General features: G+C 57.2%; 20 protein-coding genes. 18 read left to right on the top strand and 2 right to left on the bottom strand.

The window, feature by feature from the left end:
* Positions 1 to 157 precede the first annotated feature (157 nt).
* From topA to ACUN8C_RS09020, 4 genes are all read left to right on the top strand, one after another.
* On the top strand, positions 158 to 2,827 hold the full coding sequence (gene topA / locus ACUN8C_RS09035) for a type I DNA topoisomerase (RefSeq protein ID WP_445618916.1): 2,670 nt from the start codon (positions 158 to 160) through the stop codon (positions 2,825 to 2,827).
* On the top strand, positions 2,824 to 3,282 hold the full coding sequence (locus ACUN8C_RS09030) for a DUF6586 family protein (protein WP_445618915.1): 459 nt from the start codon (positions 2,824 to 2,826) through the stop codon (positions 3,280 to 3,282). The genes topA and ACUN8C_RS09030 overlap by 4 nt, the downstream gene beginning before the upstream one ends.
* Before the next feature lie 89 nt (positions 3,283 to 3,371).
* Entirely contained in the window at positions 3,372 to 3,617 is a 246-nt protein-coding gene (locus tag ACUN8C_RS09025; RefSeq protein ID WP_445618914.1) for a hypothetical protein, read from the top strand.
* A 93-nt stretch (positions 3,618 to 3,710) separates the two neighbouring features.
* Positions 3,711 to 4,412, top strand: a complete 702-nt coding sequence (locus ACUN8C_RS09020) for a lipopolysaccharide kinase InaA family protein (RefSeq protein WP_445618913.1) — start codon at positions 3,711 to 3,713, stop codon at positions 4,410 to 4,412.
* Positions 4,413 to 4,452: 40 nt separating this feature from the next.
* Here ACUN8C_RS09020 and lexA read toward each other — a convergent pair whose 3' ends face one another.
* Positions 4,453 to 5,097 carry a transcriptional repressor LexA gene (gene lexA / locus ACUN8C_RS09015; RefSeq protein ID WP_445618912.1) on the bottom strand — a complete coding sequence of 215 codons (645 nt, stop codon included), beginning with the start codon at positions 5,095 to 5,097 and terminating at the stop codon, positions 4,453 to 4,455.
* Between the two features lie 165 nt (positions 5,098 to 5,262).
* Between lexA and ACUN8C_RS09010 the strand changes: the two genes are divergently transcribed.
* Genes ACUN8C_RS09010 through ACUN8C_RS08995 form a run of 4 tightly spaced genes read left to right on the top strand, consistent with a single transcriptional unit; the run spans position 5,263 to position 8,920 of the window.
* Positions 5,263 to 5,973, top strand: a complete 711-nt coding sequence (locus tag ACUN8C_RS09010) for a TetR/AcrR family transcriptional regulator (RefSeq protein ID WP_445618911.1) — start codon at positions 5,263 to 5,265, stop codon at positions 5,971 to 5,973.
* A complete protein-coding gene (gene nagZ / locus ACUN8C_RS09005) occupies positions 5,970 to 7,019 on the top strand; it encodes a beta-N-acetylhexosaminidase (protein WP_445618910.1) in 1,050 nt (349 codons plus the stop codon). The genes ACUN8C_RS09010 and nagZ overlap by 4 nt, the downstream gene beginning before the upstream one ends.
* A gap of 37 nt (positions 7,020 to 7,056) precedes the next feature.
* Positions 7,057 to 8,340 (top strand): mechanosensitive ion channel family protein, encoded by a 1,284-nt coding sequence (locus ACUN8C_RS09000; protein ID WP_445618909.1) that lies wholly within the window; start codon positions 7,057 to 7,059, stop codon positions 8,338 to 8,340.
* Positions 8,333 to 8,920 carry a hypoxanthine-guanine phosphoribosyltransferase gene (locus ACUN8C_RS08995; RefSeq protein ID WP_445618908.1) on the top strand — a complete coding sequence of 196 codons (588 nt, stop codon included), beginning with the start codon at positions 8,333 to 8,335 and terminating at the stop codon, positions 8,918 to 8,920. Before ACUN8C_RS09000 ends, ACUN8C_RS08995 begins: the two co-directional genes overlap by 8 nt.
* A gap of 162 nt (positions 8,921 to 9,082) precedes the next feature.
* Here the strand turns inward: ACUN8C_RS08995 and mfd are convergent, their stop codons facing one another.
* Entirely contained in the window at positions 9,083 to 12,532 is a 3,450-nt protein-coding gene (gene mfd, locus ACUN8C_RS08990) for a transcription-repair coupling factor (protein ID WP_445618907.1), read from the bottom strand.
* Between the two features lie 396 nt (positions 12,533 to 12,928).
* On the opposite strand from mfd, the gene ACUN8C_RS08985 reads away from it, so the two are divergent.
* From ACUN8C_RS08985 to ACUN8C_RS08940, 10 genes are all read left to right on the top strand, one after another.
* Positions 12,929 to 14,377 carry a glyceraldehyde-3-phosphate dehydrogenase gene (locus tag ACUN8C_RS08985; protein ID WP_445618906.1) on the top strand — a complete coding sequence of 483 codons (1,449 nt, stop codon included), beginning with the start codon at positions 12,929 to 12,931 and terminating at the stop codon, positions 14,375 to 14,377.
* A 278-nt stretch (positions 14,378 to 14,655) separates the two neighbouring features.
* A complete protein-coding gene (locus ACUN8C_RS08980) occupies positions 14,656 to 16,011 on the top strand; it encodes a Na(+)-translocating NADH-quinone reductase subunit A (protein ID WP_445618905.1) in 1,356 nt (451 codons plus the stop codon).
* A complete protein-coding gene (locus ACUN8C_RS08975; protein ID WP_445618904.1) occupies positions 16,011 to 17,240 on the top strand; it encodes an NADH:ubiquinone reductase (Na(+)-transporting) subunit B in 1,230 nt (409 codons plus the stop codon). Before ACUN8C_RS08980 ends, ACUN8C_RS08975 begins: the two co-directional genes overlap by 1 nt.
* Positions 17,240 to 18,025 (top strand): Na(+)-translocating NADH-quinone reductase subunit C, encoded by a 786-nt coding sequence (locus ACUN8C_RS08970; protein WP_439330941.1) that lies wholly within the window; start codon positions 17,240 to 17,242, stop codon positions 18,023 to 18,025. Before ACUN8C_RS08975 ends, ACUN8C_RS08970 begins: the two co-directional genes overlap by 1 nt.
* Before the next feature lie 2 nt (positions 18,026 to 18,027).
* Positions 18,028 to 18,708, top strand: a complete 681-nt coding sequence (locus ACUN8C_RS08965) for an NADH:ubiquinone reductase (Na(+)-transporting) subunit D (RefSeq protein WP_108842083.1) — start codon at positions 18,028 to 18,030, stop codon at positions 18,706 to 18,708.
* Entirely contained in the window at positions 18,708 to 19,328 is a 621-nt protein-coding gene (gene nqrE / locus ACUN8C_RS08960; RefSeq protein WP_108842082.1) for an NADH:ubiquinone reductase (Na(+)-transporting) subunit E, read from the top strand. Before ACUN8C_RS08965 ends, nqrE begins: the two co-directional genes overlap by 1 nt.
* 34 nt (positions 19,329 to 19,362) lie before the next feature.
* On the top strand, positions 19,363 to 20,595 hold the full coding sequence (gene nqrF, locus ACUN8C_RS08955; RefSeq protein WP_108842081.1) for an NADH:ubiquinone reductase (Na(+)-transporting) subunit F: 1,233 nt from the start codon (positions 19,363 to 19,365) through the stop codon (positions 20,593 to 20,595).
* A gap of 165 nt (positions 20,596 to 20,760) precedes the next feature.
* Complete coding sequence (gene nqrM / locus ACUN8C_RS08950; protein ID WP_445618903.1) at positions 20,761 to 21,012, top strand: (Na+)-NQR maturation NqrM; 252 nt, start codon at positions 20,761 to 20,763, stop codon at positions 21,010 to 21,012.
* A 6-nt stretch (positions 21,013 to 21,018) separates the two neighbouring features.
* Complete coding sequence (gene sthA / locus ACUN8C_RS08945) at positions 21,019 to 22,410, top strand: Si-specific NAD(P)(+) transhydrogenase (RefSeq protein WP_108842080.1); 1,392 nt, start codon at positions 21,019 to 21,021, stop codon at positions 22,408 to 22,410.
* A gap of 82 nt (positions 22,411 to 22,492) precedes the next feature.
* Complete coding sequence (locus ACUN8C_RS08940) at positions 22,493 to 22,777, top strand: YrhK family protein (protein WP_445618902.1); 285 nt, start codon at positions 22,493 to 22,495, stop codon at positions 22,775 to 22,777.
* Positions 22,778 to 22,782: the final 5 nt, after the last annotated feature.

Here is a 22,782-nt window from a genome sequence, read left to right as displayed (position 1 = left end):
CGTGCACCGTTTTTTAACCGGTGGCGCCATGGGTAAGGCCAGGGTAGGGTAGTCGCATTTTCAGGGTGTCTGAATCGGTCCGGATCAACGGGCGCTCACACACGCTGCTTTTCTGACATGACAGTGCCGGCAGGGCCGGCAAAAGAGACGGAGATCTATGGGCAAGTCACTGGTGATCGTCGAGTCGCCGGCCAAGGCCAAGACCATCAACAAGTACCTCGGCAACGATTTCATCGTGAAATCGAGTGTGGGTCATATTCGTGACCTGCCGACCAGTGGTAGTGGCAAAAATGCCACTGACCCCTCCGAGCGTGCGCGACAGGCGGCTGCCACGCGCAAGATGTCTGCTGAAGAAAAGGCGGTCTATAAAAAGCGCAAGAGTCATGATCAGCTGATTCGCCGCATGGGGGTTGACCCTGAAAATGACTGGCAGGCGAACTACGAAATCCTGCCGGGCAAGGAAAAGGTCGTTGACGAGCTCAAAAAGCTCGCCGAGAAGGCAGATGCCGTCTATCTCGCGACCGACCTTGACCGCGAAGGGGAGGCCATCGCCTGGCATTTGCGTGAGACCATCGGTGGCGATGAGTCACGCTATCGTCGAGTGGTGTTTAACGAAATCACCAAAAATGCCATTGCTCAGGCGTTTGAGACACCCGGTGAGCTCAAGCTTGATCGTGTGCATGCCCAGCAGGCCCGCCGGTTTCTGGACCGGGTCGTGGGGTTCATGGTCTCGCCACTGTTGTGGAACAAGGTTGCCCGGGGGCTTTCCGCCGGTCGCGTCCAGTCCGTGGCCGTCCGTCTGATCGTTGAGCGAGAGCGCGAAATTCGCGCCTTTACGCCCGAAGAGTTCTGGGACGTTCACGCCGATCTTGAAGCCGGCAGCGGCGACATCGTGCGCTTTGAAGTGGCACGCCATGGCGGTGAAAACTTCCGTCCGGTCAGTGAATCGCAGACCACCTCGCTGATTGCGCCGCTCAAGACGGCCGAGTACACCATTACCGGACGGGAGGATCGTCCGACTTCCAGCAAGCCCGGTGCGCCCTTTATAACGTCCACCCTGCAGCAGGCTGCCAGTGGCCGCCTCGGGTTTTCGGTCAAAAAGACCATGACCCTGGCGCAACGCCTGTATGAAGCAGGCTTCATTACCTACATGCGTACCGATTCGACCAACCTGTCGGCCGATGCCATTACCATGGCGCGTGACTACGTCGAAGCGGAAATGGGGAGCAACTATCTTCCCGAATCGCCCAACGTCTATTCCAGCAAGGCGGGTGCTCAGGAAGCCCACGAGGCGATCAGGCCGACCGATGTCAGCCGACGGGCGGATGACCTGGGCAGCATGGAACGTGATGCCGAGCGTCTTTATGAGTTGATCTGGCGCCAGTTTTTGGCCTGCCAGATGGTGCCGGCCCAGTACCTGTCGACCACTCTGAGCATCGAAGTCGAGAATTTCGAGCTGCGTGCCAAAGGGCGCGTGCTGCGCTTTGATGGCTATACCCGAGTGCTCAAGCCTTCTTCCAGAAAGGAAGAGGATCAGCAGCTGCCGGATCTGGGCAAGGGAGAGCGTCTTGAACTCAAAACGCTCGAACCAAAGCAGCATTTTACCAAGCCGACGGCGCGCTATACCGAAGCCAGCCTCGTCAAGGAGCTGGAAAAACGCGGCATCGGCCGGCCTTCGACCTATGCCGCGATCATCTCCACGATCCAGGAGCGTGGCTACGCCAAGCTGGACAGCCGCCGGTTCTACGCCGAGAAGCTCGGTGAGATCGTCACTGACCGACTGACGGAGTCCTTCCAAGACTTGCTGGACTATGGCTTCACGGCCCGCATGGAAGATGAGCTTGACCACGTCGCCGACGGCGAACGTGACTGGCGCGAGCTGCTGAACAGCTTCTACGGTGATTTTCGTGCCCGTCTCGAGCATGCCGAGGGTGAGGAAGGCATGCGCCCCAATCAGCCGGTCGAGACCGATATCCAGTGTCCGACCTGCGGGCGGCCGATGCAGATTCGTATTGCCTCGACCGGGGTCTTTCTGGGCTGTTCGGGCTACAACCTGCCGCCCAAGGAGCGCTGCAAGACCACCATCGATCTGCTGCCCGGTGATGAAGCCGTGCCCGCAGATGCCGATGACAATGCCGAAACCGATGCCCTGCGCGCCAAGCGCCGCAACCCGAATACGGGTACGGCGATGGACAGCTATCTCATCGATGAAACGCGCAAGATCCACATCAGCAATGATGATGACGGCTATTACGAAATCGAAGAGGGCCACTTTCGCATCAAGGGCTATGAAGGCCCGACCATTGAGTGCGACAAGTGCGGTTCGGAAATGCAGCTGCGTACGGGGCGTTTCGGTAAATACTTCGCCTGTACCAATGACGATTGCAAAAATACTCGCAAGCTTTTGAAAAGCGGCGAACCGGCTCCGCCCAAGATGGATCCGATTCCGATGCCGGAACTGACCTGTCAGAAAGTGGACGACCACTATGTGCTTCGTGATGGCGCCAGTGGTCTTTTCCTGGCGGCCAGCCAGTTCCCGAAAAATCGTGAAACGCGACCGCCGCTGGTCAGTGAAATCAGGCCTCATGCCGAAGTGCTGCCGGAGAAGTATCACTTTCTTTTGAAGGCACCGGACCATGATCCGGACGGTCATCCGGCGCAGATCCGGTTCTCGCGCAAGACCAAGAGTCAGTACGTGCTGACAGAAGCGGATGGCAAGGCCACTGGCTGGAAGGCGCTGTGGGAAGGAGATCGCTGGCAGGTCGAAGACAACCGGAAGAGTCCGGGCGCCAAAAAGGGCAGCAAGGGTGGGAAGCAGGCCTCATGAGTCATCAGGGTCGTACCAATCAGCTGCTGTATCAGGCCCTGCTGCTGCTGGAGCAGTCGCCGGGCAATGACGAGCATGCCGATGCCAGACGTCGGGCCCTCGAAGAGGGAGCGCTTTCAATGATTGAAATGGCACTTGAAAGCGCGATCAAGGAGATTGCCCATACCTGTCGCTGGCCCTCGATGCACTGGCGCACGGTGCTGGATCAGCCTCCGGCGCCGGTGGCTGAAATCGAGTTGTTGCGAGCGCTTGTGGCCCAGCCCGACAGTTGGCTGGCCCGTCTGATGCAGCTGCTGGACCGTCTCCATGATGAAGGCGGCGCGGCACAGCTTCGTCGCCATGACAACATGATTGCTTCCAGCCAGAGCGAGCCCCTTCAGCGGGAGCTGGCAAAGTGCCTTGATGATTTTCGGACACTGCTCCCAAGACTTCGTGAAACCAGTTATGAATGGTAATACCTTGTATTTGATAAACGTGACATTGTCGTCAGGTGCCCTTAACATTGCTTTAATGTTGTTCGCTGATCGGATCAGTGAGGTGGCACATGACTGAAGCGGCCGTATTTGAAATTGTTGAGCTGGAAGACGGGCAATTTGTGCTGCGGGCCGCCGACAGCGACGAGAAGAACGAGCCTCTGGCCAGCATTCGGTTTTCATCCCAGACTCTGGAGCTTTTACGCCATCATCGATTTGATGTTGCCCGTGAGATGCTGGATCACCTGATTTCGCGCTCTGTACTGGCCGATGAAGATGATGCTATTGATGCGCCCGAGCCTGCTGCCATTCACTGATCCGGTGTCGATGTATTAATCGCTCGATACCCGTCCATGTGCGGGTATCGGCGTTTCAGATCCTTGTATCTGAAAAACCGGAATGAATTTGTTATGTCACAGAGCCTGCAGGGCGATTTTGACTTCTGGTGGCAGGCACCGGGAGAATGGGTAGAGCCTCCCAATCAGCGAAAGGGCGGCCTCAGCGGTGTTCGGTTTGTAAGTCCTGACCCGCAGGGGCCGTCGTTTTACGTCAAGATTCAGCATGGCCATCTCTTTCACAGCCTGCGCTATCCGCTGGGTCGGCCCACGACAGTACGTGAATGGCAGGGGCTCAATCGATGTCGAAAGCTTGGCGTCAATGCGCCGGTTCCCGTCTTTTTCAGAGCCCGCAAAGGCAGCCAGGGCTGGCAGGCCGTGCTGGTGACCGAAGCACTACTTGGTTATGAGAGTCTGCAGGCCATGCTGTTGGCCAACCGATATACACTGGAACAGCGTGCTGTCATTTTTCAGGCACTGGCGGAAAATCTGATCAGGCTGCATCAAAGTGGCCGCAAGCATGGACACCTCTATCCCAAGGAAGTGCTGGTGCGCCTGGATGGTGATGGCAAGGCTCATACGGCCCTGGTAGATCTGGAAAAGTGCCAGCGCCGACCGTCGGCTCGCCTGGCGGCCATGCGTGATCTGACGCGTCTTTTTGGGGATGCACGTCCAATGGGGATGCGCGACGATGAGTGCCATCTGATGATGGATATCTATCAGCGTGCCGGAATGGCGCTGGACAGGGACCGGCTCATGTTACCGCGCGTGCGGTGACGCGCCTCTGGCGCATCACCGCATGGGGCAAGAGGAAGGTTTAAAGGCTGTTACCGTCACCACCGCGGATGACACCCACGCCAACGCCTTCAATGTCCAGACTCTGGCGCGTCAGATCAATCGTGATGGGTTCAAAGTCAGGGTTTTCAGCGATCAGGCTGACAATGCTGCCCTGTCGCTTGAAACGCTTGACCGTGACATCGTCTCCCAGTCGTGCCACCACAACCTGTCCGTCGCGGGCGTCATGAGTGCGATGAACGGCCAGAAGATCACCATCCAGAATGCCGGCATCACGCATGGAAAGACCGCGGACCCGAAGCAGGTAGTCGGCGCCCGGATTGAAAAAATCGGCAGGCATCGGGCAGTAACGTGAAATGTGCTCGGCAGCAAGAATCGGGCTCCCGGCGGCCACTTCGCCAATAACGGGCAGTCCTGCAGTGATGCTTTCCTGTTCCTGAGCAACCTGCACCTGAGCAGAAATACGAATGCCACGCGATGTTCCAGGGATCATCTCGATGACCCCTTTCTTGCGCAGGGCGCGCAGATGCTCTTCAGCAGCATTGGGCGAGCGAAATCCCAGTGCGCCGGCAATTTCGGCACGCGTAGGGGGGTAGCCGAGTTCACTGATGGTCCTGGCAATGAAATCGAATACGGCCTGTTGGCGTGCGGTCAACGGTCGTGTCATGTGCAGTGGCCATTGTTGATGTATACAGTATGTGATTGTATCCAGTCATCAGATCAATGCAAGCGCTTCGATACTGTCTCCCGTGCAGGTGCCAGCCGGCAATGGTGCTACCATCATGAGCTGGTCTGCACGTTTTCATTTCATGATAGAGAACTGATATTTTCCATGGTGCCATCCGATACCGTGACCCGAATCCTTGATGCGGCGGAAGTACTGTTTGCCGAACATGGCTTTTCCGAAACTTCCCTGCGCCGGATCACGGGTCGTGCCGAAGTCAATCTGGCCGCTGTCAATTATCACTTCGGCTCCAAGCAGGCCCTGATACAGGCGGTGTTTTTCCGATATCTGGACCCTTTCAGTGCAGATCTTCATCAGCGGCTGGATAGGCTGGAGGCAGACGAGGCAAAATCCTCGGATCTTGACAGGCTTCTCGATACGCTTTTTATCAGCGTGCTGGAAATGCCCTCTGAAAGCCATGATCTCAGAACCTTCATGAAGCTTCTGGGGCTCGCCTATTCGCAGGCTCAGCGCCATCTTCGTGAAGAGCTTCGCAGCCGTTATGGTGATATCTTTTCGCGATTTTTAAAGCTTCTCAGGCAGGCGACCCCGGAGCTGGCCGACGATGAACGCTTCTGGCGGCTGCATTTCATGCTGGGGTCGGTCATCTTTACCCTGTCCGGTCTCAATACGCTGCGCGATATCGCAGAGCATGACTATCATCAGCGCATCACCATCCGAGAGCTGGCTCAGCGGTTGAAACCGGTCGCCCTGCATGCCTTGCGTGCCCCGGTGACCGAGGTTAATACCAGTGGCATGCCGGCGTCCTGTCCGGACCACGAGACGATTTCCCATCCCAGAACAGGAACGCATTCATGATCGATTCCGGGGCTGAAACCTTTGGTGGCCCTCTCATGTGCGATATCGAGGGCACGCGTCTGAATGACGTGGAGCGAGGCTGGCTTTCCGACCCTTGCGTGGGGGGAATCATTCTCTTTGCGCGCAATGTCGAGTCGCCCGAGCAGATGCGAAAGCTGTGTGATGATATTCGACGCTGCCGTTCGAACATCGTGATTGCCATTGATCAGGAGGGTGGGCGTGTTCAGCGTCTTCGCAATGGCGTCACTACGCTGCCGCCGATGGCGCAGCTGGGGCAGTACTATCGTCGCCTGCCCGATGAGGCGCTGTTGCTTGCCCGGGATACCGGCTGGCTGCTGGCCATGGAAATGGCGGCCTGCGGCGCTGATTTTTCCTTTGCGCCGGTACTGGATCTGGACGATGCCCGTTGCCCGGCCATCGGTAATCGTGCCTTCTCCGATGATCCGCATCATGTCACCGCGCTGGCCGGTGCCTTTATTGAAGGGTTTGAAGAGGCCGGGATGGCCAGTGTCGGAAAGCACTTTCCGGGTCATGGCGGGGTCACGCTCGATTCACATCTTGTGATGCCGGAAGATACCCGAACGCTGGAAGCACTCGAGTCACACGACCTGATTCCCTTTCGTTCGCTGTCTGATCGCCTGACCGGCATCATGCCGGCGCACGTGCGTTTTACCCAGGTCGATGATCGTCCCGCCGGCTTCTCAAAGCGCTGGCTGGAATATCTTCGTCACGACATCGGTTTTGAGGGCGTGATTGTCTCCGACGATCTTTCCATGGAAGGCGCAGCGATGGCCGGGGGCCCCGGTGAGCGTGTCATGGCGGCGCTGGAGGCCGGCTGTGACCTGACCCTTTTATGCAACGACCCTGAAGCCGCTGCCCGTGCTCGCGACAGGCTGGCCCGGCATGAGATGGCGCCGGCAGCCCGTCAGCGTCTGGGCAGGCTTCATTTCAGCGGCGAGCGTTTGACGCTTGAAGCGCTCAGGGCGCTGCCGCGCTGGCAGCGCACATATGACAGCCTTCAGCAGATCGACACACGGTCTGACTAACGACCAAACGCACCCATGACCTGAAAGGTCCCTCTTTATGGAAGCCACTGCACTCTGGCAGGACCTGCTCACCGATATGCGCGACCGCATGGATCAGCTGACCGGCCTGCCTGGCTGGGCCGCCATGCTGATCGGTCTGGCGTTTTTGACCGTAGTGGTCGATATCGTGTCGGCAATACTGCTGCGTCGGCTGGAGCGCCGTCTGCGTGATAGCCCAAGGCGCTGGGATGATGCCCTGGTGCATGGCTTTCGGATGCCCTTTCGGGTGTGGCTCTGGAGCGGTGCGTTATGCATGATCCTGACCCTGGTGGCTCGGGAAATCGAGTTCGAAGGGTTCAGTCGCTATATGGCCCTGGCGTTTGGCATGATCACCCTGGTATTGGTGTTCTGGGGCGAAACCCGGCTGATGCAGCGTCTCGAGCAGCGACTGGTCTTTCCGCCCGGCAGCTCGAAGTCGACCCCTGTGGATCAGACCACGGCCTCGGCGGTGACCAAGATTGTCGGGGCTATCACGCTGATCGTCGTCCTGCTGCTGGCCATGCAGATGCTGGGGGTCAACATGTCCAGCATTCTGGCGGTCGGCGGTGCCGGTGGTTTGCTGGTGGGCTTTGCCGCGCGCGATGTCATGGCCAATTTCTTCGGGGGAATGGTCATTCACCTGGACAAGCCTTTTCAGGTAGGGCACTGGATTCGCTCGCCCGATCGGGAAATAGAGGGCGTGGTTGAAGATATCGGCTGGCGTCTGACCCGTATTCGTACCTTTGCCGGGCCGCCCATCTATGTGCCCAATGCAGCGTTCAGTCGGATTACCATCGAGACGCCTTCCCGCATGCAGGCACGCCTTCTCTGGGAGAACGTTGGCATCCGTTATCAGGATGCCGATGCCATTGAGGCGATCACCGGCGACATACGTGAGATGCTCGACCAGGATGACGAGATCAACAGCGATGAGCTGATCACGGTGACGTTCAATCAGTATGGCGACTATTCGCTTAATCTGATGATCTACGCATTGAGCAGTGTCACTGACTGGCAGCGTTATAACGAGACTCGCCAGCGCATATTGCTCGCCGTGCGCGACATCATCTATCGACATGGCGCAGAGCTGGCCCTGCCTGCTTCAAGAATTTATGTTCCCGATGAGGTGCGCCTCGGTCAGAGGGCGCAGCAGGAAGACCTTGAGTCTGAAAGGGATTCCCGGCAGGATAGCGCCCCTCAAAATTCCCGGTCGACCTCCAGAAGCCGTTCGGGGAAGCAAAACAAGGGGCAGCCTGCCCCATTTGATACCGAACACAACAGTGAGTCAGATGGCGATGCCTGAACAGCATGATGGTCACCTCGAGATAGCCCAGTATCACAACGATATGAAGGTTTTGATGGATGAGGCAGATTGCCTGATCGATCTTCCTGCGGTTGAAAGGGCGCTGGATGACATGGCCGAGCGACTGACAAAGTCTCTCTCTGACAGCATGCCGGTGTTCTATTGCGTGATGAATGGCGGTCTGATTACGACCGGCCATCTGCTGACCCGTCTGGGCTTTCCGCTGGAAGTGGATTATCTCCACGCGACGCGCTATCGCGGTGGTCTGCGCGGTGGTGAGCTGTTCTGGCGTGTCTCCCCTGAAGTGCCCATGGCAGGGCGTCACGTGGTGATCGTGGATGACATTCTGGATGAGGGGGCAACCCTTGCCGCCATTCTCGAATATTGCCATCAGGCAGGGGCGGCCAGTGTGTCATCGGCCGTGCTGGTCGAGAAGATGCACGATCGCAAGGCGGTTCCTGACCTCAAGGCGGACTATTGTGGCCTGGAAGTCGAGGACCGTTATGTCTTCGGTTTCGGTATGGATTACAAGGGCTACTGGCGTAACGCCCCGGGCATCTTTGCCCCGCGCGGTCTCTAACCTCGGCGGACAAGCCTCTCAAGTGTCAGAGCACTAGAGCACTCGATTCCGGCATGCGAAGTAGCGCGCTGCAGACATGACGCCCAAAGGGCCGGGCATCAGGGCCGGCCCTTTTTCGTATGCGTCAGTCACACCCTGTGCCCGACTGACATAGTGAGTGCATCATGACTTCTGGTTGAAATGCTCCAGCAGGGATTCGACAGCGGAAAAGCGGGTCTCGGCCTTCTCCATGGGCTTTTCAAAGCGCAGAGTGTCAGCACCATCAAGGCGGTACTGGTCGGGCGCTTTCTGCATCATCTTGACCAGCGTCATCGGGTCAACCGATGTGTCGGCACCGAACTGTATACGGCCACGCTTGTCGCCTGCCTCCAGTCGTGTAATCCCCAGACGCTCGGCCTTGAAGCGAAGGGTAGCCTGGCGGAAGAGATGCTTGACCGGCTCCGGCAGCATCCCGAAGCGGTCGATCATTTCGACCTGCAGTTCACGTAGCTCGCCATCATTTTTGGCATTGCTGATCCGCTTGTACATGACCAGACGCTGCTGAACGTCATGCATGTACTCTTCGGGGATCAGTGCCGGCAGTCCCAGACTGATGTCCACGCCTTCCGACATGGGTGCTTCGATGTTGGGCGTCTTGCCACTTCGAATGGCATTGACGGCGCGGTCGAGCATTTCCATGTAAAGGCTGTAGCCGATCGTCTCGATCTGACCGCTTTGCTCTTCGCCCAGCAGTTCCCCGGCCCCGCGAATTTCCAGATCGTGGCTGGCAAGCGTAAAGCCTGCGCCCAGATCTTCTGCCTGAGTAATGGCCTCCAGGCGCTTGGTCGCATCGGTGGTGATCTGTTTGGGCGGCGGGGTGAGCAGGTAGGCGTAGGCCTGATGGTGTGAACGACCCACACGACCGCGCAACTGGTGGAGCTGGGCCAGGCCGAACTTGTCGGCACGCTCGATGATGATGGTGTTGGCGCTGGGCACATCGATGCCGGTTTCAATGATGGTGGAGCACACCAGCACGTTGAAACGCTTGTGATAGAAGTCCGACATTGCACGCTCCAGGGCGCGCTCGGCCATCTGGCCATGGGCGACGCCCACTCGGGCATCCGGCACCAGTTCGCGCACCTTTTCAGCCGTGGCTTCGATCGATTTGACCTCATTGTGCAGGTAGTAGACCTGACCCCCTCGCAGCAGTTCGCGCAGCACGGCCTCCTTGAGAACGGCCTGATTGCGCTGCTGCACGAAGGTCTTGACCGACAGCCGGCGCGCCGGGGGCGTGGCAATGATGGACAGGTCTCGCATGCCACTCATGGCCATCGACAGCGTTCGCGGGATTGGTGTGGCGGTCAGGGTCAGAATGTCGACCTCGGCACGAAGCGTCTTGAGCTTTTCCTTTTGATGCACACCGAAGCGATGTTCCTCATCAATGATGACCAGCCCCAGATTGGCAAACTCAAGTTCCTTGCCCAGCAACTTGTGCGTACCAATGACGATATCGATGCGGCCATCATTGAGACGTTCCAGCGTCTGGGACTGCAGTTTGCCGCCCTGAAAGCGCGACAGGATATCGATATTGATGGCCGAGTCAGCAAAACGGTCACGGAAGTTGTCAAAATGCTGCTGGGCCAGCAGCGTTGTCGGCACCAGCACGGCCACCTGGCGGCCGGACTGGACGGCCAGAAAGGCCGCTCGCATCGCCACTTCCGTCTTGCCAAAGCCGACATCACCGCAGACCACGCGGTCCATCGGTTGTGACGAGGTCATGTCATGGATGACGGCGTCAATGGCCATGCGCTGATCCGGCGTTTCCTCAAACGGGAACGTGGCCGCAAAGCGCGCGTATTCCTGCCCGGGCGGCTCGCAGGCAAAACCTTCACGCGCCTCGCGTCGGGCATAGACATCCAGCAGCTCGGCCGCTGTATCGCGAACCTTCTCGGCTGCCTTGCGTCGCGCCTTTTCCCACTGATCGCTGCCCAGCTTGTGCAGGGGGGCGCTTTCATCACTGGCACCGGCGTAGCGCGAAATCATGTGAAGGCTGTCGACCGGCACATAAAGACGTGCGCCACTGGCGTATTCCAGCGTCAGAAATTCAGCCGGCATGCCGCCGGCGTGCAGGGTTTCAAGGCCCAGATAGCGACCGACGCCGTGCGCCTTGTGAACGACCGGTGCGCCTTCCCTGAGTTCGGAAAGATGGCGTATGGCCAGCTCGTTGTCGTCCGTGGCACGGCTGCGCCGCCGGCTCTGACGTACGATCTCGCCATACAGCTCGGTTTCGGTCAGTACCAGCAGTTTTTCGCTTTCAAGCCAGAGGCCGCGCTCAAGGCCGCCCTCAACGAGCGCATGAGTCTGGCGGGCCTCGAGAAAGCTTTGCCAGCTGTCCGTATCCCCTAAAGAAAGGTTCAAGGGCGCCAGAGCCTCGTGCAGGGCTTCCTGCCGGCCCCTCGATTCCGCCACGAACAGCACACGAAGATCATCATGGCTTTTGAGAAACTGTTCCAGCGACGCCAGCGGTTTGGCGGCACGCGCGTCGATGGCAATCTCCGGCAGCGCCGCACCTTCCACGAGGGCGCCTTCCTCATCGGTGCGCCACTGAAGTCGCGGGTAGCGGTTGATCTGTCCGAAGAGCTCGGCCACCGGTACAAAGGCCTTTACCGGGGGCAGTAGCGGTCGAGTGGGATCCACCCCAAGATTTTCAAAACGTCCGGTGATGGACTGCCAGTGGCTTTCGGCCGCTTCAAAGCTGCCCGGCATCAAGGCGCAGCGCAGTTGATCGCCAATATGGTCAAAAAGCGTTGCCGTGTGCTCGAAAAACAGCGGCAGATACTGCTCAAGCCCCGGAGAGGGGATGCCCTGCAGCGCATCCAGATAGAGCGGACAATGACGCGGATCAACATCAAAAAGTGTCTCAAAGCCTTCGCGAAAACGGGCAATGGCGTCCTGCGTCAGGGGGTATTCGTGCGCCGGCAGGAGCTCGATGCGCTCGGTACGATCGCTGGAGCGCTGTGTGTCCGGGTCGAAATGACGCAGTGTGTCGATCTCGTCATCAAACAGGTCAATGCGAAGTGGCTGCTCGCTGCCGACCGGGTAAAGATCGATCAAGGCGCCACGAAAGGCGTATTCCCCGGGTTCATAGACGGTTTCAACGGCGCGATATCCGGCACGATGAAGCTGACCGCGAAAATGCTCACGGTTCAGCGACATGCCCTTTTCCAGATGCAGGGCCTGGACAGCGACATAATCAGTTGGCGGCAGGCGCTGCATAAGGGTGTTGATGGGCGCCAGAATGACCGCCTGGTACTGATGGTGAAGCTGTCTCAGGGTGCGAAGCCGTTCAGAGACGATGTCCTGATGCGGTGAAAAGCTGTCATAGGGCAGGGTTTCCCAGTCGGGAAAGACCAATACTTCCTGATCGCTGAAAAAGCGCAGCGCCAGTGCCATGCGCTGGGCGCTGGCCGAATCCGGCGTGATGACGAGCAGCGGGGTCTTTTCGGCGCTGGCCAGATGAGCCATGGCAAGCGCATCAGCGCTGCCCTCGGGCAGTCGCCAGCGTGTGTTTTCCCGGGCAGAGGCAAGTGCTGGGGGCGAAAGAGGGCTGATGGTGTGGCTATGCGATGGCATGGTTCACTTCAGATCGATGGGCACAATGACAAAATGCGGACAGTATCGTCGATATGAAAGAGGTTTGCCTTGAAGTCTGTCATTCCCGGTACATTTGAGTTGGCTATTGTGCCGTATCACGTCCTGTCGTGGCGGCGCTCATGATGTGGTTTCGGGTATCGATAAAACGCTTGTGACCAGTCATGGTGCCGCACGGGACGCTTGTCAACCGATCCTTTGGTGTAGTCGGGCTACATGTTTGCGACTACACAACCATTGTGACAAGGCGATGCTCTTTTGATAATGCCGCCACCTTAAGATTGCAGCTGCCGAGAGAGTGCCCACGATACCGCAATGGATATCACCTAAAAAAAGGGCAGGCGCTGCAGGTTTTCGATCACTGCAAGGAAACCTGACGTGAGTATGGAAAAAGAAGAAATGTGTCTGCAGCAGTGGCAGGCACAGGAAGCACTGGCCGAAGAGATGATCCCGCTGCTGGGGCGTCTCTATCGGACCTGTCAGGTGGTGCCGTTGATGTATGGCCGCTCCATGGTTAATCAGTCGGTCATTCAGTTATTGAAGCATCATCGCTACGCTCGTCATGCTGAAAACGTCGAGCTGGAGGTTGGCGATACCTTTGCGCTGCTCAAACGACTGATTGAGCTTGAGCCCGGCCCTGCCCATATCGATATCGGCAAGCTGGCCGTGGCTTACAAGCGTAGCGGCGAACGCGATGTGATGGGCTTTTTAAGAAAAGCGCTTGATCCCATCGTGGGCCAGCAGGACAAGGGTGCTCCAGCGCAGTCGCGCGATGTGGTGCTTTATGGCTTTGGCCGTATCGGCCGGTTGCTTGCCAGGCTGCTGATCGAGCGCATCGGTGGCGGGCGAACGCTGCGATTGCGTGCAGTTGTCGTGCGCGGAGACAGTTCCGATCTGGAAAAGCGGGCCAGCCTGCTGCGTCGTGACTCCATTCACGGGCCTTTTCCGGGAACGCTGACGCTGGATCACGAAAACGATGCCATTATCGCCAACGGCAACTATATCCAGTTCATTCGCGCGGAATCTCCGGACAGCATCGATTACACGGCCTACGGGATCGATAACGCCATTGTGGTGGATAACACCGGCAACTGGCGCGACCGGGAAGGGCTGGAAAGGCATCTGTCCTCGAAAGGTGTGGCGCGCGTACTGCTGACGGCGCCGGGCAAGGGCGATATCAAGAATATCGTCTACGGCATCAATGAGCAGGACGCCGATGAGGATGAGCAGATCCTGTCGGCGGCGTCATGTACCACCAATGCCATTGTGCCGGTGCTGAAATGCCTGTCGGATCGTTATGGCATTGAGCGTGGTCATGTCGAAACGGTTCATGCCTATACCAACGATCAGAACCTGACCGACAATTATCACAAGGCCGAGCGTCGTGGACGCAGCGCGCCAATGAATATGGTGTTGACCGAAACGGGGGCTGCAAAAGCGGTGACCAGAGCACTGCCGGAGCTTGCCGGCAAGCTGACCGGCAATGCCATTCGAGTGCCCATTCCGAACGTTTCCATGGCCATTTTGAATCTCACGCTTGAAACGGCGTGTGATCGGGAAGCCCTGAACGGCTATCTGCGCGAGATGTCGATCGATTCGAAACTGCGTCGTCAGATCGATTTTGTTGACTCGCCTGAAGTGGTGTCGTCGGATTTCGTGGGTAACCGTCACGGTGGCATCGTGGATGGCAAGGCCACCATTGTTGACGGCAAAAACATCGTGCTGTATGTATGGTATGACAATGAGTTTGGCTATAGCGCTCAGGTGATTCGACTGGTGCAGCATATGGCACATGCGCGACTCCCTTCCTTTCCTTCGCCAAACTGAAATGATTGCATTTCCTCCTGGACTTTGGTCCAGGAGTCCCTCGAGTCCAACGTGAATCCCTTGTAACTCATGTGGTTTTTCACGTTCCGGCTCCTTATAATACGGCTGGTTTTTAAACCGTGTTAAATCATGTCCGCTCCTGCGGATCACCGAAACATCTCATCTGATTGATCATCACCCAAGGGGATCACCGGTAATAACGGTTGCTATCAATAGCTTGCGTCAAACGGTTATCAAACCCTGCATGACTGCATCAGATTCGACTACTGGGCGAGACTATGATCGAAGTCAAACGAGGCCTGGATCTCCCCATCGCGGGTTCACCTTCCCAGACCATCGATAATGGTCAGCCGGTGAAGCATGTGGCTGTTCTTGGCCCTGATTACATCGGCATGCGGCCAACCATGGAAGTCCGCGAGGGAGACCGGGTATCGCTTGGTCAGTTACTTTTTACTGACAAGAAAACCGAAGGCGTTCGCTATGTAGCGCCGGCTGCTGGTGAGGTGGTCGCCATTAACCGTGGCGAGAAGCGCCGTCTTTTGTCGGTGGTCATTCGGGTGGATGACAGCGGCGATACCGATGAAACAGCCTTTGAACGTCATGCGCCTGATCGTCTCGATGCTCTGGAACGCCAGAGCGTTGTTGATCAGCTGACAGCTGCCGGGCTGTGGACCAGCTTTCGCAAGCGCCCCTTTTCGCGTGTGCCGTCGGTGTCCGAGCATCCGCTCAATATTTTCGTAACCGCCATTGATACGCATCCTCTGAGTGCTGATCCCGAGGCTATCATTGCCGAGCGCAGCGAAGATTTCATCAATGGCCTGAAGGTTATCCGCAAGCTCACGCAGGGGCAGGTGTATGTCTGCACTGCACCCGCCGCCAACGTGCCTGGAGCCGAGCTTGAAGGGATTAAGCAAGAGAGTTTTGCCGGCCCTCATCCGGCAGGCCTGGCCGGTACTCACATCCATTATCTGTCACCGGTAGGGATTAGTCGTCAGGTGTGGCACCTGAACTATCAGGATGTCATGGCCATCGGTACGCTGTTCACTGAAGGTCGTCTGGATACGCGCCGTGTGATTGCCCTGGGTGGCCCGGCAGCCACGAAGCCGCGTCTGGTGCGCACGCGTCTGGGTGCAAGCCTTGACGAGCTGCTTGCCGGTGAAGTCGAGCGTGATCAGGATGTTCGCGTGATTTCGGGATCGGTGTTTGGCGGTAATACGGCTCGGGATCAAACGGCCTATCTCGGTCGTTACCATCTTCAGGTGTCCCTGATCGAGGAAGGCCACAAGCGGGCCCTGCTTGGCTGGCTGTCATTGGGGCTTGATCGGCATTCCGCGACCGGCATTTATCTGTCACGCCTGACGCGACCGGCTTCCTTTCGGCCCAATACCAATACCAACGGTTCCGAGCGTGCCATGGTGCCGATCGGCTCCTACGAACAGATCATGCCTCTGGATATCCTGCCGACCCAGCTTTTACGCTCGCTGATCGTTGGGGATATAGAAGTGGCCATGCAGCTGGGTTGTCTGGAACTTGACGAGGAAGATCTGGCGCTTTGCACCTACGTCTGTCCCGGCAAGTATGAGTATGGCCCGATCCTGCGCGACAATCTGACAACGATCGAGAAAGAGGTCTGATGATGGGGATTCGTCGTTTACTGGATAATATCGAGCCCCATTTTCATGAGGGCGGTAAATACCAGCGTTTCTATGCACTGTATGAAGCGGTAGATACCATTTTTTATGCGCCGGGTCATGTGACCGGCTCGACTTCTCATGTGCGTGACGGTATCGATCTCAAACGCATCATGATCACGGTCTGGATGTGTACCTTCCCGGCCATGTTCTTCGGGATGTATAACGTCGGGCTTCAGGCCAACGTGGCCATTGCCGACAACTATGGCGCGCTGGCCGGCTGGCGTGAAGCGGTCGTCATGGCACTGGCCGGCGGGCATGACCCCGGAAGTATCTGGGGCAATTTCGTGCTCGGGGCGACATGGTTTGTTCCCATCTACGCCGTGACGTTTATCGTGGGCGGTTTCTGGGAAGTCCTGTTTGCCATTCGTCGTGGCCATGAAGTCAACGAAGGCTTTTTTGTCACCTCCGTGCTGTTTGCGCTGATTCTGCCGGCCACCGTGCCGCTGTGGCAGGTCGCACTGGGTATCACCTTTGGTGTGGTCATCGGCAAGGAAGTGTTTGGGGGTACCGGCAAGAACTTCCTGAACCCGGCCCTGACCGGGCGCGCCTTCCTCTACTTCGCCTATCCGGCACAGATGTCGGGCGACTCCGTATGGGTCCCTGCAGATGGCTATACGGGGGCCACGGCGCTTTCCACCGCAGCGCAGGGCGGAATGGATCAGCTGGTTGCCCAAACCCCTTGGCTCAACGCCTTTTTGGGCTTTATTCAGGGCAGTATCGGTGAAACCTCCACGCTGATGATTCTGCTGGGTGGCCTGATCATGATCTGGACCCGAGTGGCCTCCTGGCGCATCATTCTGGGTGTCTTTCTGGGCATGGTGGCCACGGCCACGCTCTTTAATCTTATCGGTTCCGATACCAACCCGATGTTTGCTCTGCCCTGGTACTGGCATCTGGTTATCGGCGGCTTTGCCTTTGGCATGATCTTCATGGCCACCGACCCTGTCTCCGCTTCCATGACCAATACAGGCAAGCTGATCTTCGGCGCACTGATCGGGTTCATGACGGTGCTAATCAGGGTCGCCAATCCGGCCTTTCCAGAAGGCATCATGCTGGCCATCCTGTTCGCCAATCTTTTCGCACCGCTGATCGACCACTTTATCGTTCAGGCCAATATCAAACGTCGGCAGAAGCGTCTTATGCCGTCAAGGGATAAGGAGGTTGCCTGATGGCCAATAATGATTCGATCAAGAAGACGCTGACGGTGGCGTTGTCGCTGTGCGTGGTCTGCTCCGTGGTAGTGTCCACGGCGGCCGTGGCGCTCAGGCCTACCCAGCAGCAAAATCAGGAGCTTGATCGCAAGACCAACATTTTGCAGGTCGCCAACCTGATGGAACCGGGCAAAAGCGTTGAACAGCAGTTTGGTGAGATCACCCAGCGGGTAGTGGATCTTCGCAGCGGCAAGTATGCCGATGACATTGATCCTGACCGCTTTGATCAGATTGCCTCCACTCAGGATCCGGCCATGTCGAGGACCCTGAGCGGTCCTCAGGACAGGGCCGGACTGGGTGGCCGCGTTGAAAATTACGCGACGGTGTATCTGGTGGGCGATCCCGACAAGCCTGACGAGATCATCCTGCCGGTACGCGGGCAGGGGCTTTGGTCGCTGATGCTGGGGTATCTGGCGCTTGAAGGCGATGGCAATACGGTCGTGGGTCTATCGTTTTATGATCAGGGCGAAACGCCGGGGCTGGGAGGCGAGGTCGATAATCCCCGCTGGAAATCGCTCTGGCCGGGCAAGGAAATTTACCCTGAAGACAGTACCGAACCCGCTATCCGACTCGTCAAGGGCGGTGTTGGCAGCAATACGCCTGATGCCGAACACAAGGTGGATGCGCTTTCCGGTGCCACCCTGACCAGCACAGGTGTCACCAACCTGCTGCAGTTCTGGATGGGCGACGAAGGTTTTGCCAACTATCTGGCACGCTTTCGTGACACTTCACAAGGAGCTTGATCATGGCAAAAACTGATACGGCCAGAGGTCTGCTGATAACTCCCATTTTTCAGAATAACCCCATTGCGCTGCAGATCCTGGGGATCTGTAGTGCGCTGGCGGTCACCAACTCCATGAGCACTTCTCTGGTCATGGGGCTGGCGGTGATTGCGGTGACGGCATTTTCGAACATGTTCGTTTCGTTGATTCGCAATCACATGCCGTCATCGATTCGTATCATCATCCAGATGACCATCATCGCATCGCTGGTCATCGTGGTGGATCAGCTGTTGAGAGCGTTCGCCTACGATCTCTCCAAGCAGCTGTCGGTGTTTGTCGGCCTGATCATTACCAACTGTATCGTAATGGGTCGTGCTGAAGCCTATGCCATGCAAAATGGCCCTGTCCTCAGCTTTCTGGATGGTGTTGGCAACGGTCTTGGGTACACCTTTATCCTGCTGGCCGTCGGGTTTTTCCGTGAGCTGCTGGGCTCGGGCTCGGTGTTTGGCATGACCATCATGCCGACCATTAACAATGGTGGCTGGTATGTGCCCAACGGTCTCATGTTGTTGCCGCCCTCGGCCTTTTTCGTGATTGGTCTGCTGATCTGGGCGATCAGAAGCCTTAGCCCTCAGCAGGTCGAGACCAGCGAATTCAGGATCACGACCAATACCAAACCGCACACTGCACAGGGGAGCGTGTAATGTTTGAACATTACCTGAGCCTTTTCATCAAGGCCGTATTTGTTGAAAACATGGCGCTGGCGTTCTTTCTGGGCATGTGTACGTTTCTGGCCGTGTCCAAAAAGGTGTCCTCGGCCATCGGCCTCGGTGTGGCGGTCATCGTTGTTCTGACCATCACCGTACCGGCCAATAACCTGATCCTTAATTACCTGCTCAAGGCGGGCGCACTGTCATGGACAGGCGTTGAGGGTGCGGAAAACATTGATCTGTCGTTTCTGGGGCTTCTGAGCTACATCGGCGTCATTGCTGCCATCGTTCAGATCCTTGAGATGTTTCTCGACAAGTTTGTGCCGGCTCTCTACAACACGCTGGGCATCTATCTGCCGCTGATTACGGTGAACTGCGCCATCATGGGTGCCGCTCTTTTCATGGTGCAGCGTGATTACGCCTTTGGCGAGTCGGTCGTCTACGGGCTGGGCGCCGGCGTTGGCTGGGCACTGGCCATCGCGGCTCTGGCGGGCATTCGGGAAAAACTCAAGTACAGCGATGTACCGGCCGGGCTTCAGGGACTGGGCATTACCTTCCTGACGGTTGGCCTGATGTCACTGGGCTTCATGTCGTTTTCCGGCGTTCAGCTGTAAGCGGCGGATCATCGACTGAGCAAGGAAACGAGTCATGGTAGATACTTCTGTCATCATCGTTGGCGTGGTCATGTTCACGCTGATTATTCTGGGCCTTGTGGCCATTATCCTTACCGCCCGCAGCCGATTGGTCAGCAGCGGTGAGGTGACCATTGAAATCAATGGTGATCCTGAAAGCACCATCAAGACCCAGGCCGGGGGCAAGCTTTTGCAGACCCTCGCCGGGCAGGGCATTTTCCTGTCCTCCGCCTGCGGCGGCGGCGGGTCCTGCGCTCAGTGCAAGTGTCGCGTGCAGGAAGGTGGCGGGTCGATTCTCGCGACCGAAGAGAGCCATTTCACCATGGGTGAAAAGAAGGAAGGGTGGCGTCTCTCCTGTCAGGTACCGGTCAAGCAGGACATGAAAATCGAGGTGCCCGAAGACGTCTTCGGCGTCAAGAAGTGGGAGTGCACCGTTGTTGATAATGACAACGTGGCCACCTTCATCAAGGAGCTGACGCTGCGTCTGCCGGAAGGCGAGAATGTCGCCTTTCGCGCCGGTGGCTACATGCAGCTCGAAGCGCCGCCGTATGAAGTGGACTTCAGCAAATTCGATATTGCCGAAGAGTACCGGGGGGACTGGGACCGGTTTGGCTTTTTCAATCTGAAAACCAAAACGACCGAGCCGGTGATCCGTGCCTACTCGATGGCCAACTATCCGGAAGAGAAGGGTACGCTCAAGTTCAATATTCGTATTGCAACGCCGCCGCCCAACTCGAGTCATCAGCCGGGTCTCATGTCGAGCTGGGTCTTCAGCCTCAAGCCGGGCGACAAGGTCACGGTTTATGGTCCCTTCGGCGAGTTTTTTGCCAAGGATACTGATGCCGAGATGATCTTTATCGGTGGCGGTGCGGGCATGGCGCCCATGCGCAGCCATATTTTCGATCAGCTCAAGCGTCTGGGGACCGATCGAAAGATCTCTTTCTGGTATGGCGCTCGCTCGGTTCGCGAATCGTTTTATAACGATGAATATGATCGTCTACAGGAAGAAAACCCCAACTTTGAGTGGCATCTGGCCCTGTCGGATCCGCAGCCCGAAGACAACTGGACTGGCAAGACAGGCTTTATCCATAATGTCCTGTATGAAAACTATCTGAAGGACCATCCGGCGCCTGAAGACTGTGAGTACTACATGTGTGGGCCGCCGATGATGAACGCCTCGGTCGTCAAGATGCTCCTGGATATGGGCGTCGAGCCGGAAAACATCCTGCTGGATGATTTCGGCGGCTGATCTGGCGCTTTTTTGACGGCACCGGTAACCCCGGTGCCGTTTTTGGTTCAGGGCTATCCCATCGATTGTTTTACCGGCATTGGTACTTGTACACCCATGGCGGTTAAAATGGGGGCAACGGTCACTCGCGGGTCGATGAGGACTGATAACGAACAGGAGCAATCCATGCTGTTATGGTTAATGGTTCTGGCGGTCATGCTGATTGTCGTGGGCGTCATGTCGGTAGGCGTACTGTTGGGGCGCAAGCCCATCAGCGGTTCATGCGGTGGTCTTAATAACCTGGGGCTCAAGCAGGGATGTGACATCTGTGGCGGCAAGGATGAGGTCTGTGAAGAGCAGCAGCGCAAGGAAAAGCTGCGGCGCGTCACTTACCGACCCGAGCTGGCGCTTGATGCAAGTCGCAAGCCTGGAGCATAGCGAATAATGCCCACCTATCAGTATGACGTTGTGGTTCTGGGAGCAGGTCCTGCCGGTGAAAGCGCTGCAGTCAACGCCGCCAAACATGACAAGCGCGTAGCCATTGTCGAGCTGCAGTCCTCCGTGGGAGGGAACTGTACTCACAAGGGCACGATTCCTTCCAAGACCCTGCGACACGCGGTCAAGCAGGTCGTTCAGTTCAATAATAATCCCATGTTCAGGGATCTGGGCGAGCCTCGCTGGGTCTCCTTTCCTCGCATGCTTGAGCGCTCCCGGCGCGTCATCGAGGATCAGGTGGCCATGCGTACGCGTTTTTATGCCCGCAACCGCATCGATGTCTTCTTTGGTACCGCTTCCTTTGCCGATCCTCACACCATTCATGTGTCTGATGGGCATGGGTCCAGAGAATCACTGGTAGCTGACAATATTGTCATTGCCACCGGTTCGCGTCCTTATCGACCCGCGGATATCAATTTCAGACATCCCCGCATTTATTGCTCTGACACCATTCTTGGCCTGTCGCATACGCCCCGGCGCATCATGATCTATGGGGCCGGCGTTATCGGCTGCGAGTATGCCTCGATCTTTTCCAACCTTGGTGTCAAGGTAGACCTTATCGACACTCGTGATCGACTGCTGTCGTTTCTGGATGATGAAATCAGTGACGCACTGTCCTATCACCTGCGCCACAGCGGCGTGCAGATTCGCCATAACGAGGAATATTCCCGCGTCGAAGGGGATGAGACAGGCGTGACCCTGCACCTCAAGTCAGGCAAGAAGATGCGCGCCGATGCCTTTATGTGGGCCAATGGCCGCACAGGGAATACCGATACGCTCAAGCTTGAAAACGCAGGGCTTGAATCCAATTCCCGCGGACAGCTTCAGGTGGATACGAGTTATCGCACTCGGGTCGAGCATATCTACGGCGCCGGTGATGTCATTGGCTGGCCAAGCCTTGCCAGTGCTGCCTATGACCAGGGGCGTTCGGCCTCCGGTGATGCGCTGAGCAAGAACTCGCGTTTTGTGGACGATATCCCCACGGGGATTTACACCATTCCCGAGATCAGCTCGCTGGGCAAGACCGAGCGGGAACTGACAGATGCGCGAACGCCCTATGAAGTGGGGCAGGCCTTTTTCAAGGACACCGCGCGCGCGCAGATTACCGGCGACACGGTCGGCGTGCTCAAGATCCTGTTTAATCCGAAAACGCTCGAGATCTATGGCATTCATTGCTTTGGTGATCAGGCGTCCGAGATCCTTCATATCGGGCAGGCGATCATGAACCAGCCGGGAGAGTCGAACACGCTGGCCTATTTCGTGAACACCACCTTCAACTATCCGACCATGGCGGAAGCCTACCGTATTGCGGCGCATAACGGACTCAACCGTCTACACTAGCGGCATATGGAATTTTGTGAAAAACGCCGACCATTGAGTCGGCGTTTTTATAGGCCCTACGTTCATACAGGAGGCGACAGCCTTGTCTCGCAAGAAAAGTAACGCTGATACAAGAGACCTGACGCTGCATTTCAACCACGACATGCTGGTGGTGCATCGTCGCTATGAAGTCATCAGTATCATCAATGACATATTGATCGGCATCTGGTTTCTGGCAGGCAGTATCTGCTTTTTCTATTCATCGCTGATGATGATCGGCACCTGGCTGTTTGTGATTGGCAGTGCGCAAATGCTGATCAGGCCGGTCATCCGACTGAGCCGACACTTTCATTTGCAGCGAATGCCACAGTCCAGCGGCGATTTTTAGGCGTT

The sequence above is a fragment of the Kushneria sp. Sum13 genome (assembly GCF_052692355.1).
This window is presented reverse-complemented; position numbering and strand designations above follow the sequence as displayed.